The organism is Thiospirochaeta perfilievii, assembly GCF_008329945.1.
Lineage (GTDB): Bacteria > Spirochaetota > Spirochaetia > DSM-2461 > DSM-2461 > Thiospirochaeta > Thiospirochaeta perfilievii.
Map to the genome: position 1 here is coordinate 517,442 of NZ_CP035807.1, position 18,956 is coordinate 536,397.

Consider the following 18,956-nt stretch of genomic DNA (forward strand, 5'->3'; position numbering starts at 1 on the left):
TCCTGCGGTTGCCTATAGAGGACTCTTGTTATACTATTATTCTGTGAATAGAATATTGGATATTGTAAATAAAATCAACATAACAGGAACTGTAACTAGTAATGAAAACATGGCTAAACACACGACTTTCAAGTGTGGTGGTAAAGCTGAGATATTTATAGAAGCTGGGAATCCCCAGGATATAGTAGAGATAAAAAAAGTATCAAAAGAGAATGATATACCCCTATTTATACTTGGCGGTGGAGCCAATATATTGGTTTCTGATTTAGGAATACCTGGAATAACTCTCTCTTTAAATAGATTAGACAGTGTAGAGTTTTTAGATAACTGCGTTATAGCTGAATCGGGAATATCGGTAAACAATCTATGTAGTCTAGCACTTAACAGGTCTCTAAGTGGTCTAGAGTTTATAAATGGTATGCCAGGAACTATTGGTGGGGCGGTATGGATGAATGCCCGTTGCTACGGGGATGAGATTTCAAATATTTTTTTATGGGCAGAGTATATTGATCAAGATGGTAATTTACAAAAAATTCATAAAAATAGTTCCCATTGGGATTATAAAATATCTCCATTCCAAAATAACGACTCAATAATTACTAGGATTGCACTACAATTAAAACCAGGAACAAAAGAGTCTATTAAAGATATAATGGATAAAAACAGTAGAGATAGAAGGGATAAGGGTCACTTTAAATACCCATGTGCAGGTTCTGTTTTTAAAAACAATAGGGAGTTTGGTTTTCCTAGTGGTAAAATTATAGAAGATGCTGGACTAAAAGGACAGATAAAGGGTGGAGCACAAATATCAACATTCCACGGTAATATTATTGTAAATCTAGGAGATGCCACTGCTTCTGATATTAACTATTTAATAGATAAAACTATAGATGTAGTTAAAAATAAAACTGGTTATATTCTTGAACCAGAAGTTCTAAAAGTTGGTATATGGGAGTAATTAATGCATCAATCAATAAAAAATATTAAAGAGTATTTAGATATATTTGATGAAGATGATTTAAATAATGCAATTAGAGATCTAACGATAACTGAGATTTTAGATCAGTGGGATGAGTTTACTAAAGAGGAGATGGTTCGCCTCTTTACCCACGTAGATCAAGAGTTTAAGGTTGGATTAATTTCTGAAATCCCTACCCAAGACCAAGAGACCATTCTTATAGAACTATCAGCTTCTGGTATAAACAATGTTTTATCAGACATGGAACCAGACGATTTAGTTGACTTAATTCAGCAGATTTCCCCAGATGTACGACAGTCTGTTTGGGACTCTTTACCCAATGAGGTAAAAGAAGAGACTGAGTTTTTACTTAAATTTGATGAGGATGATGCAGCAGGACTAATGACTCCTAGATACGCTGCTATTAGAAAAGACATTACAGTTTCCCAGGCCATCAATTTTATTAGAAAGAGGGTGGAAAAGGTAGAAACAATATACTACTTATACGTTGTAGATGAGTTTAAAAAACTCGTTGGAGTTATATCACTTAAAGAGATATTAACCTCTGAAGACAACGTTACAATTGATACTATTATGGAGAGACACGTCTTATCAGCTAGGGAGGATACAGACCAGGAACATGTTGTAAAGATAATGGAAGATCACGATCTTTTAGCCCTACCAGTAATTAATAGATACAATAAACTTCTAGGTATTATAACTATAGATGATGCTATTGATGTAATGAGGGAAGAGCAGACAGAAGATGTATATAAAATGGGTGCCATGTCCGGGGATACCGACAGCTATCTAGAGTCAGGTATTTTCAAACTTATCTTAAAAAGAATTCCTTGGTTAATAATCCTATTACTGGCAGGTACTGCTTCTACAAATGTAATTGCTGCCTTCTCAGATGTTACCTCAATGGCATTTGTTATTCTATTTATGGGTGTTATAACACAAACTGGAGGGAATTGTGGGACACAATCCTCAACACTAATGATTCGGGGTTTAGCTACTGGGGAAATCCACTTTAGAGATTTTTTTAAAATAATAAGAAAAGAACTGTTAGTTGGTAGCTTAATTGGACTAGTTACAGGGATAATTATTATACTTAGAAGTTTTTTACTTCCACCTGGAGGAATTTTAATCCAAGAAGCTTTAACAATAGGATTATCCCTGAATTTTGTTGTAATTTTTGCAACTATAATAGGGGCATCAATACCCCTAACTCTACATAAGATTGGTTTAGATCCAACAGTTGCAGCAGGACCATTAATGTCAACAGTAATTGATGTTTGCGGTTATGCTATATATTTTACAACAATTAGGTTGGTACTTTTTTAACCTAAAAGCTAAGACCCAAAATAATACCAAAAATATCACTGTCAAACTCATTATTTGATATACTTTCAATATGGGTTAAATTGTAAAATAACCCTAACTTTCCAAATCCAATATTTATTCCTAACTTTGACTCAATAAAGTAGTTATTATTAAACTCACCATCAAAGAGATAGATATAAGCACTTCCGCCAAACCACAAATTATTAAATATAAAATTATTATTTTTAACTGCAAGAAAATAGGTCTCTGTATCAAAACCAATATAAGGAATAATATCTTCACTATCATAGGAGAAATTACTTACTCCCAATTTAAGGTCAAAATAACCTCCATTATCAATTATATTAGAAAAGGGCTTATACCTATAACCTAGGGATAAGTCACTATGATAATTTCCTAAGTCAACTAAATCTTCAATGGGCAATTGGCCTAAATCAATATTGATAAGGTTATAATCAAAGGATTTTGATTTGAGTTTAAATTCCAATACTGGAATACCAAATAGTATTGTAGTCCTATTTTCAACTACTAAATCATCACTACTATCTTTACCAACATATATACTATTTGTAATAATATTTTGACTTTTCCTTATAGAATCTTGTTTAGAATCTAATATGATAACTTCTTTTTTATCTGTTAGAAGGTCTTCTGACTCAAGGGATTTTTTAATACTCTCCTGTTCCGCCTTTGTCTGATCGATCTGTATAACATCCTCTATAGTCTTTTTATACATTAATGCTATTTCATTTTCAGGTTCAACTATCAAGACCTCATCGATTATTCTAAGAGCCTCATTGTAATTCTTTTTTGAGAACTCTTCTATAGAAAGATCTAACTGCTCATCTGTATATTCATCTGAATATAAAAGTATTGAGGAAGTTATTATTAAAGTAAAAATAAGTAAAATTCTCTTTATCATATATATATTATACTCCTAAAATTCTTTTTAAAGGGTCAAAATCTTGAAATTCAGTAAATATTTCTCCCCAATTACCCTTATAAGTAGAGAAATTTAATGATTCATTTAATAATTTATAAAAATTATCTCTTTTAACACTTTTGGCTCCTAAACTCATTAAATGTTGGGTCTCCTGTTGACAATCGATAAATTTAAACCCTTTCTCTTCTAAAAATAGAGCAAGAGTGATAAATCCATACTTTGAACTATTAGACTCTAGGGCAAACATACTCTCCCCAGCAAAGTAACCACCAATAGAGACTCCATATAGTCCTCCACATAGTTTTCCTTCCCCATTCCAAACCTCCACAGAGTGGGCAAAACCCTCTTCATGTAGCTTTGTGTAAGCTTTAATAATTTCATCAGTTATCCATGTACCATCTTCATGGCTCCTAACTATATTACTGCAACCCTTAATAACATCAGAGAACGTTTTATCTAATGTTACATGAAAGGCTCTCTTTTTAAACAATTTTCTCATAGATTTTGTTACCACAAGATTCTCTGGTAGTAAAATTAATCTAGGATTTAATGACCACCAAAGTATAGGTTCTTCATCATACCAAGGAAATATTCCCTGATAATATGCAGAAAAGAGCATACCAGGAGAGAGGTTTCCCCCTACCCCAACAATACCCTCGTCATCTTCGAGGGTTTTAGGGTCAGGGAATGTATAAAAATCGTTAATACTTAAATATGGGAACTCATCTGACAAGACTCTCTACCTTTACAGATATTAAACCTTTTTTAATGGATACGTGAACACTACCACCATTAACTAAATCCCCAAATAGGATCTCATCAATAAATTTTGATTTAATTTCATGATCAACCACCCTAGCCATATTTCTAGCTCCAAACTCCTCAGAATAACCAATTGTAGAAAGTAGACTTATTGCATCCTTAGTTACTTTTAATGAGACATTCTTTTTATATAACATCTCTTTTAGTTGGCTTATCTCTTTAACAACAATGGACTCTATTACATCTTGCGGGAGCCTGTTAAATGTAACAACCTTATCTAACCGGTTTCTAAACTCTGGAGTAAAAGCCTTCTCGACAGCTTTGAAAATAGCATCCCCTGTAACTTTATTTTCACCAAAACCAATAATAGCCTTACCTAAGTCCTTTGCTCCAGCATTACTTGTCATTATAATAATTACATTTCTAAAGTCGGCTTTTCTTCCTAAATTATCAGTAATAGTAGCATAATCCATTATCTGCAGTAGCAGATTATAAATATCCGAGTGGGCTTTTTCTATCTCATCTAATAGAAGAACGCAGTAAGGATTCTTTTTTATACTATCTACTAACTGTCCCCCCTCTTCGTAACCGGTATAACCTGGAGGCGCACCTATCAATCTAGCCACAGTATGCTTCTCTTGATACTCACTCATATCAAATCTAATTAGGGGTATAGCTAATTCTAAGGCTAACTGTTTAGCAAGCTCTGTCTTACCTACACCTGTACTTCCGGCAAAAAGCAGGGATGCTACAGGTTTATCTTCAGCTCTAAACCCAGCTCTTGATCTTTTAACAGACTCTACAACTAGGTCAACAGCGGCATCCTGCCCAAAGAGTTTTCTCTTTATTTTCTCCCCAAGACCTTTTAACATACTATTTTCAGATGAAGAGATAGTTTTATTTGGTATACCTGCAATAGAGGATAATACATTCTCTATATGTGCTTTTGTAATTGTTTGAACATCTCCAGAACTATTCATTCTAGCCCGTGCTCCAGCCTCATCTATAACATCTATAGCTTTATCTGGTAACCTTCTATCATTTAAATATCTACTAGAGAGCTCTACAGTAGCAATTATTGCTTCCTTTGTATATTTAACGTTGTGATGGGACTCATAGGAGTCTATTATTCCTTCTAAAATCTTAATAGTATCTTCTATGTTAGTCTCCGGAACATCAATTTTCTGAAATCTTCTAGTAAAGGCGTGGGCTTTTTCAAAGTGTTTTTTATACTCATCAAACGTAGTACAACCAATACATTTTAACTTCCCGGTTGTTAAAGCTGGTTTTAATAGGTTAGAAGCATCAAAGGAACCTCCAGATACAGCCCCGGCTCCAATAATATTATGGATCTCGTCAATAAAAAGTATTGAGTTACCCCTTATTTCAAGCTCCTTTATTACAGCTTTTAATCGCTCTTCAAAATCCCCACGATATTTAGACCCAGCTAATAAAGAACCTAGGTCTAGAGAAAAAACCTCATGATTTTTTAATCCAGAAGGTACCTCATCATTAATTATTTTAAGTGCTAACCCTTCAGTTAATACGGTTTTACCAACACCTGGATCACCTACATGAATAGGATTGTTTTTATTTCTTCTAAGTAGAACCTGTATAGTTCTCTCAATAATATCTTCCCGACCTATAAGTTTATCAAGTTCACCATTTCTAGCTCTTTTTGTAAGATTATGGGTATAACTCTCTAAAGCACTAGTTCTCTTTTGACTCTTTGAGTCATCAGCTGCTGTTTTTGAATCATCATCCTTCTGTACAAACTTATGACTACCATGGGAGACAACAGAGAGCAGGGTCATTTTATCAATTCCAACCTTCTTCATATAGTAAGAACCATAGGACTCCTTCTCTTTAAATAGTGAAACTAAAAGATCTCCCTCATCTACAATCTCCTTACCAGTGGACTCTAGATGCATCATTGTTCTCTCAATAACATTTTGCAGACCTACAGACTCTGAAGGATCCTCTCCATTATCTAGGGTTGGCATATACTTGGAAAAGTACTCTTCTAAGTCCTTTTTTATAAGTTCAGGATCAGCACCACACTCCTTAATTATTGAGATTGTCCCATCAAAAAATAGGGCTGAATATAGTATATGCTCAGGAGTAAAAAATTCATGTTTTTTTAACCGTGCATCATGATAAGCTGCATTTATTATGTTTTGAACTGCTTCATTAACCTTCATATTTATACCTTTTCCAATGTGCATAACAGAGGATATTTCTCAACCTTTGCTCTTCTTTTAACCTCATGAACCTTTGTTATTCCTATATCATAGGGATAAACTCCGGCAATACCTGCACCTTTTTTATGTACTTCCATCATAATTTTGGAAGCTTCAACACTGTTTTTTCTAAATATAGATACTAATACATCAACAACAAAATCCATAGATGTATAATCATCATTATGCAATAAAACATTGAAAAGGCCTGGCTCTTCAAGCTTATTACTTACGCTACTCTCATTAGATATAGATGTTTTATCAGCCATTTTTTCTCCTTTTCCAGAATCTGACACTCTTAACATAACCACAACTACTAGGTAGGTATGGGTTGAACAGAGCTTCATATAAATTCACTTTTTTACAATCAGGATTAATATTGAATCTTTTATTATATACAGTACAACAGTTACTGTTACAATCTAAGAATTTACACGGTTTTTCCATATTAATAAATATGATATCCTCGTCACTAAACTCTTTTTCATAACAACAAAGTCCACATCCACAACATAGACTCTCCCACCATTTATCTATTTTCTTTAGCACTAAACCTACTCTAAAACCTTAACAGGAACAAAATACCCAGACTCACTACGTCCACTTTTACGAATAAAGTCTATCTCAACTTCAACTGTAGTAAACTGTTCGCCATTATCTATATTTTTAAGGGAGTCAAAGCTTAAAACATAAAACCCAGACTTTTTTTCCCTCTCTTTAGTTATTATTCCTTTTGTCCCAGGACCATCAAATAGATATCTTGTTGATCCACCACTTTGCTTAACTATATAATCTAGCTCAGGATTATTTCTATCCTCCAGATATATAATACTCAATGATATTCTATTATTAATTAGAAGATCATTTATTTCATTAAGAGAGTACTGTACAAAGTCACTCTCCTTTTGTACTCCAGTAGTAACTAATACAATCTCTCTTTTCTCTCTAGATGGTATTAGGGTTGAAGCTGCTAACTTTATAGAGAGATCTATTCCATCCCTATCAATAAAGGAGTTATTATCAATTTCTAAAATATCATTACCAAAATTTAGCTTCCTACTTGATACAACTTCTGGATACTCTCCAGCTGTTATTAAGGATACTCTATCTCCAGCTATTAGTTCACTATCAAAAGCCTTAGAAATGTCATATAAATTATTATAATATGGCGCTACTGTTGAGTCTAGATCAATAAGTAGACTCATATTAACTAAGTTGTTATCACTACCTTTAAAAACAACATCCCTTGTTCCTACGACTCTGTTATTCTCTGAGATTAAAAAATTACTGTTATCTAGTCCAATTATTGGCTCTCCAAGTCTATTATAAACTTGAAGTTCTACATCAATCTTAGGAAAATTAATACTTGAAACTCTATCAATTACAACATAGAGCCCACCATATAGGGATGAGATATCAGTTAATGAATAAAACTCTCCTAAGTTAAAATCTGTAGTTAAAGTGTTCCCGTTAACATCAACAACACCCTTTGTTATCCTACTTGCCTTACCTTGTAGATCCGTAACATCGGATAAAACTCTACTATTTAAATTAAATTCCTTTAGTTTTACACCATCAGCAATTAATAGGGTCACTTCATCCTTAAAGCTAAGACCTTCAGGACTATCTAAACCAGAGGAGACAACAGTTTTTATATAGTTACCACTCTCATCAAATAATAAAACTGTTTTATTTACTGAGTCAGCTATATAAACTTCATCCCCGGCAGCTAAAACACCAGTAGGTCTTTTTAAATTTTCATTAATAATAGAGAGTATAAGATTACCATCCATATCAAATTTACAAACCCTTCTATTTCCCCAATCAGAGACATAGAAGTAACCACTACTATTTTTAGAAAGAAATCCAGGCCCAGAGAGTGGAGAGTCATTAGGGTTAATACTCTTAATTTTTATACCTAAATCATTAATAAATGAAATTCTATCACCCATAAACTCTGAAACAATATACCCTCCATTATCTGACTCAATAATATCAAAGGGTTTATCAAAGGGTTCAAAACCTCCATTATATGTCTCTATTACTGCTCCATTACTGTTTAGTTTTGTTAATAAACCATCCATAAATGAGACTATTATACTATCTCCATTATTTAGGGATAAAACAGAAGATGCCCTATTTATATCTTTTGAATAGAGAGTTACCCACTCTTCAACTGAGTACATTCTGTTAATAACACCCCGTCTAGCGGAGATTATTTCTACAGCCTTATCAAGCCATATAGGGGCTTCATCCTTCTCCTGAAGTAGGGACCACTCACCAAGGGCTGCTTCCACATCTCCCTTCATAAAATATGCCTGTCCCAACCAGAGGTGAGTCCTTAAATCTAATGAGTCATAGGATAGAGACCTTTCAAAGGAGAATACAGATTTTTCATATAAACCCTGATTATAAAATTTAACACCCCACTTAAATTCATCTAGTGCATTTATTCTGTTAAGCTCCACATCCTGGGAGAATATTAATGTAGATAAAGATAAAAGAAGAAGTATTAAAAATCTCTTGCTCATAATTTAGGACCAACCTTTTCTAATTCTTTTATATGTTTAGTTATTACATCGTTTTTAGGAGATAACATTAGTGCACGATTAAAAAAGGATTGGGATGCACTAAACTTGTTATTTTTTAAACAGACCCAACCTAGAGAGTCTAAATAAGCAGGATTATCAACATTTATAGATAAAGCCCTTCTGCACAGGGTTTCAGCCTCTTTTAAGTCATCTTTATAATCTGCTAAGATATAACCAAGGGAGTTTAACGCATTTGCATTTTCCGGATCTATTGAGATTGCCAGCCTATAATATTTAACACTCTTGGCCATCATTTTCTTTTTGTAATATATAAAGCCAAGTAGAGAGTATAGTTTTGCAGACTCATAACCTGAGTCTAGAAGTTTATCTAGATGTAACTGGGCTTCTTTATAATCCTCTAACTGAATTGAAGCAAAGGCTAATAACATTCTACCTTGAAAAACTCGTAGTAGGTTGTCATCAAGCTCTATATAGTGTTCTAAACTCTCTTTTCCACCTTCATAATCACCTATTTTAATATAACAAAGACCTAAATAGTAGTAAACTATAAAGTCTTCATCCGAGTAATCACTTAATAAAAGTGTCGATATTACTTCTGAGTACAAACCCTTATTATATTCATTAATTGCTTTTTTCAACTGATTTTCTAACATGTATTAATATTATATCAACGCTTTAAATATATGTATAGCCTGAATAAATTTAACTATTAATTTCTGGATAATTTTTTGACATTCCATTACAGAGTTTAATACTCATTATTTTTGCTTTAAATCCAAAAATCTTATCATAATCTTCTATATGTGTAGAAAAGTTATCAATTCCGTTTTGCTCCATAATAAAGACAACAATACCACTAGAAATCTCTCCTGATGATTTACCACCATAAACACCATCTGTTTCAACTCCCCTCTTTATTAGCCAGTCTACTTCAGGACACGTAGATTCAAAAAGATCCCTTAATCCCTCATGGGATCTAACAAGGTATCGCCCTAGAAGATCAATATTACCATTTGAAACAACCTGCTTTATATCAAGAGACCTTTTTATCTCTTCAACTATAAATATGGCCTTTCTTTTTATACGTTCAGGAATATCGATACAACTTCTAATCTCCTCTACCCTATAATTTCTTAAGGAGTGATTGTTTTTACCCTTAGATAGTTTTGAGGCTAACTCATAAAGTCCATCCCTATCATCAATATAATCCATCTCTACATCTGCATTACTAACACCTGGATCTAATAGGACAACCCTATCTATAAGAGAGTCTAATTTTAGACTCTCATAATCTAGTGTAGCAGCATCAAAACAGAAGAGACTATTCTTATTGTTAAAAAACATTGTTAAAGCATCATCTAAACCCGCATATAAACCCATAAAAACAGATTCTGAAAATCTGGTAGACTCTACTAAGTTAAGCCAAGAGAGATCAAGATTATATAGTTTTTTTAAACAGCAGGCTGTAGCTAAACACATAGCAGTTGAAGATCCAAGACCTATCTTCTCTGGTATATCACTAAGAATAGTGATATTCATTCCACTTAGGGGTGTGCCTGTCTGTATAATTGACATAATTACGCCTTTTATATAGTTAGACCAGCGATCTTCCCTTTTATTTTTAATATTTGAAATTGAGGTTTTTTTTCTCTCATTATAATTTACAGAGTAAAATCTTACTGAGTTATCATCCCTTTTTGAGATTGCTACTTGGCAGTACAAATTTATAGCAGATGATATAATAACTCCATCGTTGTACTCTGTATGCTCACCGGATAGAGTTATCTTTCCTGGGCATGAATAAAATACTCCAGGTTTATGTCCATATTCTTCTTTATGTTTCAATTCAATTTCAGTCACTCACATCTCCATCTAAGAACCATACATTTTAATAGTAAATGAAAAATTGTAAGAAAACAATAAAAAAAAAGAGACGTATAAACGCCTCTTTTTGATACATAATGAATTGATATTTATTTAACCTTGTATCTCTTGTTAAATTTCTCAATTCTACCAGCAGTATCCACAAGCTTTTGTGTTCCTGTGTAGAATGGGTGACAAGCTGAACAGATGTCCATTTTAATATCACCAACAGTCGTTCTAGTTTCGATTACGTTTCCACATACACAAATGCATTTTGCTGATTCGTACTTTGGATGTATATCTTTTTTCACAATTCCCTCCTAAGGTTATAAAAGACCACGAATTAACTATTCATAGATCTTAAAAACGCCTCATTATTCTTTGTTTTTTTCATTTTATCAACTATGAGCTCAGTAATTGCTAAATCATCCATTGGAGCAATAGCATTTCTAAGTATACCCATCTTATTGGATTCTTCGGAAGTTAGCAATAGGTCTTCTCTTCTTGTCCCTGATTTTTTTACATTTATGGCTGGGAATAGACGTTTATCAGAGAGTTTTCTATCTAGATGAACTTCCATATTCCCTGTACCTTTAAACTCTTCAAATATAACCTCATCCATTTTACTTCCAGTTTCGATAAGTGCAGTAGATACAATAGTAAGGCTTCCACCCTCTTCAATATTTCTAGCAGCTCCAAAAAATCTTTTAGGTTTATGAAGAGCATTTGAATCAACACCACCGGAAAGTATTTTACCTGAGGTTGGTACGGTCTGGTTATAGGCCCTTGCAAGCCTAGTAATAGAGTCTAAAAGTATAACAACATCTTTTTTATGTTCAACTAGACGTTTAGCCTTAGATATTACCATCTCTGCAACTTGCACATGTCTTGAAGCTTGTTCATCGAAGGTAGAAGCTATAACTTCCCCCTTAACGTTTCGCTTCATATCTGTAACCTCTTCAGGTCGCTCATCTACAAGTAAAACCATAAGGGTAATTTCTGGGTGATTTTCAGATATAGCATTGGCAATTTTTTGTAGAAAAACTGTTTTACCTGTTCTAGGAGGCGCAACAATTATACCTCTTTGCCCCTTACCTATAGGATAAAAAAGGTTGATCATTCTTGTAGAGACATCACCACAGGAGGTCTCCATATTTATTCTCTCATCTGGAAATAGTGGAGTTAAACTCTCAAAAGCTACTCTTCTTTGAGCTACAGATGGGTCATCTTCATTTACCTTCTCTACCCTTAACATAGCAAAGAATCTCTCCCCCTGCTGAGGAGTTCTTATTTGACCATATACATTGTCACCAGTTTTTAAATTAAATAGTCTTATTTGTGAGGGAGATACATAGATATCATCATTACCAGGTAGATAACTGTTACCAGGAGATCTTAGGAAACCATAACCATCAGGAAGTATTTCCAAAGAACCAAATGCAAATACAACACCATTTTTAGCTTCAATATGATTTTTTAGAACTAGAAAAATAACTTCTTGTTTTGTTAAAGATATTAAGTCATCACATACAACACCATCTTCAGTTGCAAAGGCCCTTAAATCAGGAAGGGTCATATCTGTTAAGTTATTTATCAGAATTCTTGGTTGATCAGGTGTTGGAATTGGTGCACTGTTAGGATTATCATTTCTTCTATTCCTGTTATTTCGGTTTTTATTAGTATATGAATTTCTATTATTGTTCCTATTATTATTACTGTTTTTAGTATTTTTTCTTTGAACACTGTTATTATGGTTTGTCGAATGTGGAGTATTTGAAGTCTCATTGGACTTCTCAGGACTATTTGCTGCAACCACTTTTTTTAATCTATTCATTGGTTCGTTTTCAGATTTGGAACTATCAGATACATTTACAACTTTCTTTTCTGATTTAACCGAAACAGGTTCTTGGTCTTTTTCTTGTTCTGTCTTTGTACTAGGCTCTTCAACCTTCTTTCTTCTTACTCTTTTTCTAGTAACTACTACTTTTTTTGCCTTATCATCAGACCCTTCTTCTACTTGTGGAACTGTTAAATCTAATTCCTTCTGAATTACTTTAACCTCTTCCGGATCAGTTTTTTTGCTGTCATCTGACATGATTTCTCCATTAATTATTGTTTGATTTATATAAAAAACGATTAGTTTAGAATTGATTATTATTTTATAAGTTTAATACATTGCTTTTTATTTTGTCAAGTATAGAATAACCTAAATATATACTTGACCTATTTGTTTAGATTATTGAAACTGATTTTTTTAACTGACTAACAGATGTTGAGAAAATATCAACTGTGTCAGAATCTTGTATCATCTGACATCGTCCTTCAATTTGAACTCCATCAGCAATCTTTATAGTTGGTGCAATTAAATTACCCTTGATAACAGAGTTTGATAGAATATCAATTCTCTCTGTAGCTGTAACATCGCCTAAAATTTGACCTGCAATTACAGCCTCTTTTACGTTTATATCACCCTCAAATAAAGCACTATCTTCAATGTATAAAGTTCCTCCAGATAGGATTGAACCATTATATTTACCCTTAATTTTTAAATGTTTATCAAAGGTTAAGTTTCCCTTATAAGATGTATTTACCCCTAGTTCTGCGATTTTATTTTCATTCTTCAAAATTAGCTCCCCTGTAAGTCCTTAAATAAAACATTTATAAAAAAAATTAGACCCTAATCAGATAAACTCCGACTAGAGCCTTGGTTAAAAAAATTATTTTTTAACATTCCATGTTAACTCTTTTAATTCTTTTCCTGGTCTAAAAACAGTAACACCATGACTATCAACTGGAATTATTTCACCGGTTTTTGGGTTTCTAGCTTTCTCTCTGGCCTTTCTTGTTTTAACTTCAAAAGTACCAAAACCTCTTAATTCCACAACCTTAGAGTCAACTAGAGCATTTTTTACTTCATCAAAGAAGTTGTCAATAATCGCATGAATATCTTTTTTATTTACATCAACAGATTCATAAATATTATTAACTATTTCAGCTTTAGTAAGTTTCACTAATAAACCCGATTTTTAAGCGTTTATACCAGCTAATGCTGCGCTCATTCTTGATTTTTTTCTTGCAACTGTATTTTTGTGAAAAATACCTTTACCAGCTGCAGAATCAAGCATTTTAACAGAAAGCTTGAATTTTTCTTCAGCTACTTCCTTGTTATTATCCTTTAAAGCAACTTCAAATGCTTTAATAGCAGTTTTACAACTACTCTTAACAGTTCTGTTTCTAAGTCTTCTTGAAACATTTTGTCTCTGTCTCTTTGCTGCATTTAAATTATTTGGCAAAATAGACCTCCATTTTTCTTTTTTTTATTCAAAACAAAGCAATTATCTAAAATCGCTAGGTTTTCTCTCAACTCTTTTACATTTTTCACACTCAGCGTGGTGCTTCATTCTACCTGCAGAAAATACAGACTTCATTTTAACTTCACCGCCACATGGACATTCAAATTTATGAGTTCCTGATCCAATACGGGCATTTTTACTTGCTTGCGCCATAAAACATCTCCTTATATTTGCAAATGGATATTACTCAAAATAGTCATCAATGTCAATAAAACATCTATTCTACTTCGAATTTTATAATTTCCCACTTACCTTTAATTTTTTTATATCTGTAAAAGGAACTTTAATAAAGCTCCTATCATAGCCAGAAACAGTTATAGTCTTAGAAAAGATATTAACTTCATCTATGTTATATAAATCCTTCTGATATCTTATTTTAGAGCCTTGATTTGGAAGCCTGGCCTTCTCTGATTCGTAAAAATCATACTCATACTCAAGACAGCACAACAACCGGCCACATGGCCCTGAAATTTTCATAGAGTTTAAAGATAAGTTTTGCTCTTTTGCCATCTTAATAGAAACAGGTTTTAAGCTATCTGTTAATCCGTGACAGCATATTACTCTACCACAAACCCCCATTCCACCTAAAAGCCTAGACTCATCCCTTACACCAATTTGCCTTAACTCGATTCTCATCTTAAAGATAGATACAAGGGATTTTACAAGCTCTCTAAAATCAACTCTGTTATCCGCTGTAAAATAGAAGAGTATCTTAGGTTCGTCTAAAAGGTAATGAACACCGGTAAGCTTCATATCAAGGTTTAGTGAAGATATTTTTTCCTTACAAGTTACAAAAGCTTTTTTCTCTTTAATAACATTCTCTTCTAATCTTTTAATATCCCTCTCATTACATATTCTTAGAATTGGAATAATATCATCTTCAACAACATCTTTGTGATTTTTAACTACACCAAGAACAATACCAAGATCCTTCCCATAACGAGAGTTTACTATAATATTATCCCCAACAGAGATACCAGATTTTATTCTTGCAACCTCTGTTTCACCGGAATAAACCAGCTTTATTTTATATAAGGGTTCTTTAATTACAGACCCCTTCTTTTTAGGTGGTCTTTGCACTACAACTTCATCTTCAAGTTTCTTTAATTCATTATGATCTATACTCATTTGGTCCTCAACTTATCAAATCTACAATAAGGCCATTAATCTCCTCTACAGCTCCTAGAAGATCAAACTGTTTTCTTTGCTCTCCTAAAACACTCTTTGCAATGTCATCAATTTTTCTATCAACAACACTAATCAAGGCATAACACTTTCGTTCAAAGGTCTTTGGATTCAATCGGCCTTCAACTGAATCAAAGTTTAAACTATTTTTAATAACAAACTTAAAAAAGAGTGAAACAGAGTTTCGATATAATCTAAGGTTATGTATTGTAGGATCTTTTACTAAATCCTCACCTTGATTAAATAGATCATCCATAAGCTCAGCAAGCTTTTCATCTCCACTTAATGAAGGTGAACTATCAACGGAACCCTCAGCTTTGCTAAGTTCCCGCCTAAATAGATTTTTTTTATTACTTTTTAATTTCTCTTTTTTCTGACTCTTAAAAGCTGACTCATTTGCCACACTATTAAAGCCATTTAAATTAGAAATTTCCATTTTATTTATTATTTACTTCAAATGGAGAGAAGCTCTTAGAGCTATTTGTATCCATTAAATCCCCATACTCATCACTATGGGTTATAGTTAGCTCTCCATTAAAAAGCACACCCTCTTCCATTACAAGCCTAGGAGACCTAATATTACCTAAAACCATTCCTGTAGAGAGAACAACTACTCTATCTTCAGCGTATATATCACCTTTTACAACGCCACCAACAACAACGGTCTTAGCAAAAATACTACATTTAGCTCTACCTGTATGTCCTATTAAAACTTTACCTTCCGCTTTTACACTTCCAGAAAAATCACCATCTATCTTTAATAAACCTGTTAAATCCAAATCTCCGGTAAAAACAGTTCCAAACCCAATTATTGAGTTAATTACATTTACATTTGTATTATCCACGTCTTATCCTATTATCTAATTTAGTTTGAGCTTCCTATATAGTCAGCTGGATTTACATATGTTGGCCCAATACGAACCTCATAGTGTAAATGTGGTCCTGTTGAACGCCCTGTACTACCCATTAGTCCAATAACATCCCCCTGTTTAACCCACTGCCCTTTAGAGACTAAAACCTTGTCTAAATGGGCATATCTAGTATTATAGGACCACTTATGACTTATAACTATTGAGTTTCCATATCCACTAGGTTGATACTCTACAACTTCGACCTTTCCATTTGCAGTTGCAACGATCTGGGTTCCTCTACTATAAGCTATATCAAGACCTCTATGGAGATACCACTTACCTGTAAATGGCTCTTTTTGGGGTCCAAAACTAAGGGTAAACCGACCTATAACATTTTTTAATGGTAGTATAGAAGGCATATCAACAAAGTGTCCAACCTTTTTTTCCATTTGATCAGTAAGCTCTTCAAGTTGGGGTATAGAATTATTTAATAGGGCAGTTACACTATCAATAGTTTTAACATCACTAGAAGATGATGCGTCTGACTCCTGTATATTTAAAAGATTATTTAAATCTCCACCTCGCCCAGTTACTCCATCTACACCACTATTATTAATATTTACAGTTTGTAGTGTCCTATTTATAGCCTGCTTAAATTTCTCAGCACCTTCATTTAATTTCTCTACCGCTTCAGATGTTCTATAAAGATCAGCCTCAGCCTGGATAATTCTTCCATCCCTATCATCTATAACCCTAAGACTACCTGAGTAACCTGAAGATAAAATAAAAAAAGAGAACAAAAGAGCCACAAATAGAGTAATCACCCCAATTATAGAAAAGAGTGAGACCTGAACATTAAAAACCTTCTTTTCACTATGGGGTATCAACATTAAGGTTATTCTTTTTTTAAAAAACCCCTTAAACTTGTCAAAAGCCCCACTATCCGCTGTTGTAACATAATCAACACTGTTTTTTTTCATATATATTTAATCCAACCAATTTTAAAACAATTATGTATAAATGTATCATTACAATAGCATTTAAGGCAAGCATAGAGCCCTTAGGGTATTATATTTTTTTTATTTATTGACTACTTAAAGATTAAATGACTATTATATTTTTATGAAACATTTTGATTCACATGTGCACATTGGTCTAATTAATGATGATCCAATGGAGCAACTAATGGTAATACAAAAAAGTAAACAGCAAAAAATTAGTAAGATGCTTAGTATTTGTAACAATCTTATTGATTTTGATAATGTTTACAATAATCTCATTTCTGAATCCGCAGTGTATCATGCTGTTGGAGTATCTCCATCGGAAGTGATTCACCCAGGAAAAGATTGGGAGAGGAAAATTGAAGAGAGAGCTGCACTAAAACGAGTAGTGGCAGTTGGGGAAACGGGTCTAGATTATTATAGAAAATTTGGTGATAAAAATTCTCAAATAGATCTTTTTATTAGACAGTTAGAGATTGCGGATCATTTAGATCTTCCTGTTGTTATACATAACCGGGAAGCTGGTGTTGACATTTTAGATATCTTAAAAGATAAACTCCCAAGAAGAGGAGGAGTGTTACACTGCTACTCAGAGGATTGGAAGTTTGCACAAAAAGTACTTAACAATCATGATAACTTATACATATCATTTGCAGGTAATGTAACTTATAGAAATGCTAGGACTCTACAAGAGACAGCATACAATATGCCGCTAGAGCGTATGGTTGTAGAGACAGAGAGTCCATTTATGGTTTCAAGCGCCCACAAGGGTAAAAGAAATATGCCATTCTACCTTCCAGCTACTGTTGAGTTTTTAGCAGAATTAAGGGAGATGGATGTAACAGAATTTGCAGATACAATCTACAAAAACACTTTGGAATTATTTAATATCAATGAGTAGACCAGCTCAACTATACAAAAAATAAAGGTAAAGGATTTGGAGTTAGAAGGTAATATTTTTCTAGCTCCAACTGCTGGATATTCAGATAGACCATTTAGGCAGATTTGCACTGATTTTGGCTCAGTACTAAATTTTTCAGAAATGGTATCCTGTGAAGCGATAATTAGGGATAATCCAAAAACCCTACAACTTATGGAACCTGCTAATAATGAGAAACATACAGCTATTCAGATTTTTACAGGAAATCCAGACTCAGCGGCTAAATCAATTAAGAGTGTACTTAAATTTAACCCTTCAATAATAGATTTAAATTGTGGATGTCCCGTACCTAAAATTTTAAAATCAGGATCTGGTAGCGATCTTATGAAAACGCCTAAAAAGATTAATGAAATAGTTAGGGCAATATGTAATGAGACAGATATCCCTGTCTCAATAAAAATAAGGTCAGGTTTTACCCATGAGAGTATAAATTTCCTAGAATGTGCTAATGAAGGGATATTAGGTGGGGCATCCATGGTATCTCTTCATCCTCGAACAAGAAGTCAAGGGTACTCAGGTTTTGCAAATTGGGATTATATAAAAGAGCTTAAATCCATGGTAGATGTACCTGTTATAGGCTCTGGGGATCTTTATACACCATATGATGCAAAAAGAATGTTAGAAGAGACAAATTGTGATGGAGTAATGTTTGCAAGGGGAATATTTGGAAATCCATTTCTATTTGCCCAAACAATAGAGCTTCTTACCACAGGGGAGATAAAGACCCAACCAACCTTAACAGATAAGATGGAAATAGCCTTTAAACACTTAAAACTTTCTGTTGAGTTCTACGGAGAAGATGTTGCCTTAAAAGAGATAAAAAAGCACCTATGTTCCTATACAAAGGGTTTTCCTGGAGCAAAGGAGACACGGGATAAATTGGTTAGATGTAGTACTTTAGAAGAATATGAGACTGTTTTTCAGAGTTTACTCTAGTAATAGAAACTTAAATACATTAATC

22 protein-coding genes are annotated in these 18,956 nt (G+C 33.4%); 4 read left to right on the plus strand and 18 right to left on the minus strand.

The window, feature by feature from the left end:
* Positions 1-43 precede the first annotated feature (43 nt).
* Both murB and mgtE read left to right on the plus strand, forming a co-directional pair.
* A complete protein-coding gene (gene murB / locus EW093_RS02340) occupies positions 44-958 on the plus strand; it encodes a UDP-N-acetylmuramate dehydrogenase (RefSeq protein WP_149566842.1) in 915 nt (304 codons plus the stop codon).
* Between the two features lie 3 nt (positions 959-961).
* A complete protein-coding gene (gene mgtE / locus EW093_RS02345; RefSeq protein WP_149566843.1) occupies positions 962-2,305 on the plus strand; it encodes a magnesium transporter in 1,344 nt (447 codons plus the stop codon).
* A 1-nt stretch (position 2,306) separates the two neighbouring features.
* Here the strand turns inward: mgtE and EW093_RS02350 are convergent, their stop codons facing one another.
* The 18 genes from EW093_RS02350 to EW093_RS17790 form a co-directional block, all read right to left on the minus strand.
* Positions 2,307-3,227, minus strand: coding sequence for a hypothetical protein (locus EW093_RS02350; protein WP_149566844.1), 921 nt, complete (start codon positions 3,225-3,227; stop codon positions 2,307-2,309).
* Between the two features lie 7 nt (positions 3,228-3,234).
* The gene (gene aat, locus EW093_RS02355) at positions 3,235-3,981 is read right to left on the minus strand and encodes a leucyl/phenylalanyl-tRNA--protein transferase (protein WP_246745065.1); all 747 of its coding nucleotides are present in this window, start codon (positions 3,979-3,981) and stop codon (positions 3,235-3,237) included.
* On the minus strand, positions 3,971-6,235 hold the full coding sequence (gene clpA, locus EW093_RS02360; protein WP_246745066.1) for an ATP-dependent Clp protease ATP-binding subunit ClpA: 2,265 nt from the start codon (positions 6,233-6,235) through the stop codon (positions 3,971-3,973). Before clpA ends, aat begins: the two co-directional genes overlap by 11 nt.
* Complete coding sequence (locus tag EW093_RS02365) at positions 6,214-6,519, minus strand: ATP-dependent Clp protease adaptor ClpS (RefSeq protein ID WP_149566845.1); 306 nt, start codon at positions 6,517-6,519, stop codon at positions 6,214-6,216. The genes clpA and EW093_RS02365 overlap by 22 nt, the downstream gene beginning before the upstream one ends.
* Positions 6,512-6,799, minus strand: coding sequence for a CxxCxxCC domain-containing protein (locus EW093_RS02370; protein WP_149566846.1), 288 nt, complete (start codon positions 6,797-6,799; stop codon positions 6,512-6,514). The genes EW093_RS02365 and EW093_RS02370 overlap by 8 nt, the downstream gene beginning before the upstream one ends.
* A gap of 5 nt (positions 6,800-6,804) precedes the next feature.
* Positions 6,805-8,781 (minus strand): NHL repeat-containing protein, encoded by a 1,977-nt coding sequence (locus tag EW093_RS02375; protein WP_149566847.1) that lies wholly within the window; start codon positions 8,779-8,781, stop codon positions 6,805-6,807.
* Positions 8,778-9,455 (minus strand): tetratricopeptide repeat protein, encoded by a 678-nt coding sequence (locus EW093_RS02380; RefSeq protein WP_149566848.1) that lies wholly within the window; start codon positions 9,453-9,455, stop codon positions 8,778-8,780. Before EW093_RS02380 ends, EW093_RS02375 begins: the two co-directional genes overlap by 4 nt.
* A gap of 49 nt (positions 9,456-9,504) precedes the next feature.
* Positions 9,505-10,662: a galactokinase gene (locus EW093_RS02385; protein WP_149566849.1), complete on the minus strand. Its 1,158-nt coding sequence runs from the start codon at positions 10,660-10,662 to the stop codon at positions 9,505-9,507.
* Between the two features lie 113 nt (positions 10,663-10,775).
* On the minus strand, positions 10,776-10,976 hold the full coding sequence (gene rpmE, locus EW093_RS02390; protein WP_149566850.1) for a 50S ribosomal protein L31: 201 nt from the start codon (positions 10,974-10,976) through the stop codon (positions 10,776-10,778).
* A 32-nt stretch (positions 10,977-11,008) separates the two neighbouring features.
* Complete coding sequence (gene rho, locus EW093_RS02395) at positions 11,009-12,760, minus strand: transcription termination factor Rho (protein WP_149566851.1); 1,752 nt, start codon at positions 12,758-12,760, stop codon at positions 11,009-11,011.
* 136 nt (positions 12,761-12,896) lie between these two features.
* Positions 12,897-13,289, minus strand: a complete 393-nt coding sequence (locus EW093_RS02400) for a bactofilin family protein (RefSeq protein WP_187759799.1) — start codon at positions 13,287-13,289, stop codon at positions 12,897-12,899.
* 93 nt (positions 13,290-13,382) lie between these two features.
* Positions 13,383-13,676 (minus strand): HU family DNA-binding protein, encoded by a 294-nt coding sequence (locus tag EW093_RS02405; RefSeq protein WP_149566853.1) that lies wholly within the window; start codon positions 13,674-13,676, stop codon positions 13,383-13,385.
* Between the two features lie 15 nt (positions 13,677-13,691).
* Positions 13,692-13,958: a 30S ribosomal protein S20 gene (gene rpsT / locus EW093_RS02410; protein ID WP_149566854.1), complete on the minus strand. Its 267-nt coding sequence runs from the start codon at positions 13,956-13,958 to the stop codon at positions 13,692-13,694.
* 42 nt (positions 13,959-14,000) lie between these two features.
* Positions 14,001-14,171, minus strand: coding sequence for a hypothetical protein (locus EW093_RS17240; protein ID WP_187759800.1), 171 nt, complete (start codon positions 14,169-14,171; stop codon positions 14,001-14,003).
* 81 nt (positions 14,172-14,252) lie between these two features.
* Positions 14,253-15,146, minus strand: coding sequence for a PSP1 domain-containing protein (locus EW093_RS02415; protein ID WP_149566855.1), 894 nt, complete (start codon positions 15,144-15,146; stop codon positions 14,253-14,255).
* A gap of 7 nt (positions 15,147-15,153) precedes the next feature.
* Positions 15,154-15,639 carry a YaaR family protein gene (locus EW093_RS02420; protein ID WP_149566856.1) on the minus strand — a complete coding sequence of 162 codons (486 nt, stop codon included), beginning with the start codon at positions 15,637-15,639 and terminating at the stop codon, positions 15,154-15,156.
* Position 15,640: 1 nt separating this feature from the next.
* Complete coding sequence (locus EW093_RS02425; protein ID WP_149566857.1) at positions 15,641-16,048, minus strand: bactofilin family protein; 408 nt, start codon at positions 16,046-16,048, stop codon at positions 15,641-15,643.
* 20 nt (positions 16,049-16,068) lie between these two features.
* Positions 16,069-17,034, minus strand: a complete 966-nt coding sequence (locus EW093_RS17790; protein WP_149566858.1) for a M23 family metallopeptidase — start codon at positions 17,032-17,034, stop codon at positions 16,069-16,071.
* A 142-nt stretch (positions 17,035-17,176) separates the two neighbouring features.
* Here EW093_RS17790 and EW093_RS02435 point away from each other — a divergent pair, with 142 nt between their 5' ends.
* Both EW093_RS02435 and dusB read left to right on the plus strand, forming a co-directional pair.
* Entirely contained in the window at positions 17,177-17,956 is a 780-nt protein-coding gene (locus EW093_RS02435) for a TatD family hydrolase (protein ID WP_149566859.1), read from the plus strand.
* 36 nt (positions 17,957-17,992) lie between these two features.
* Positions 17,993-18,931, plus strand: a complete 939-nt coding sequence (dusB, locus tag EW093_RS02440) for a tRNA dihydrouridine synthase DusB (RefSeq protein ID WP_187759801.1) — start codon at positions 17,993-17,995, stop codon at positions 18,929-18,931.
* Positions 18,932-18,956: the final 25 nt, after the last annotated feature.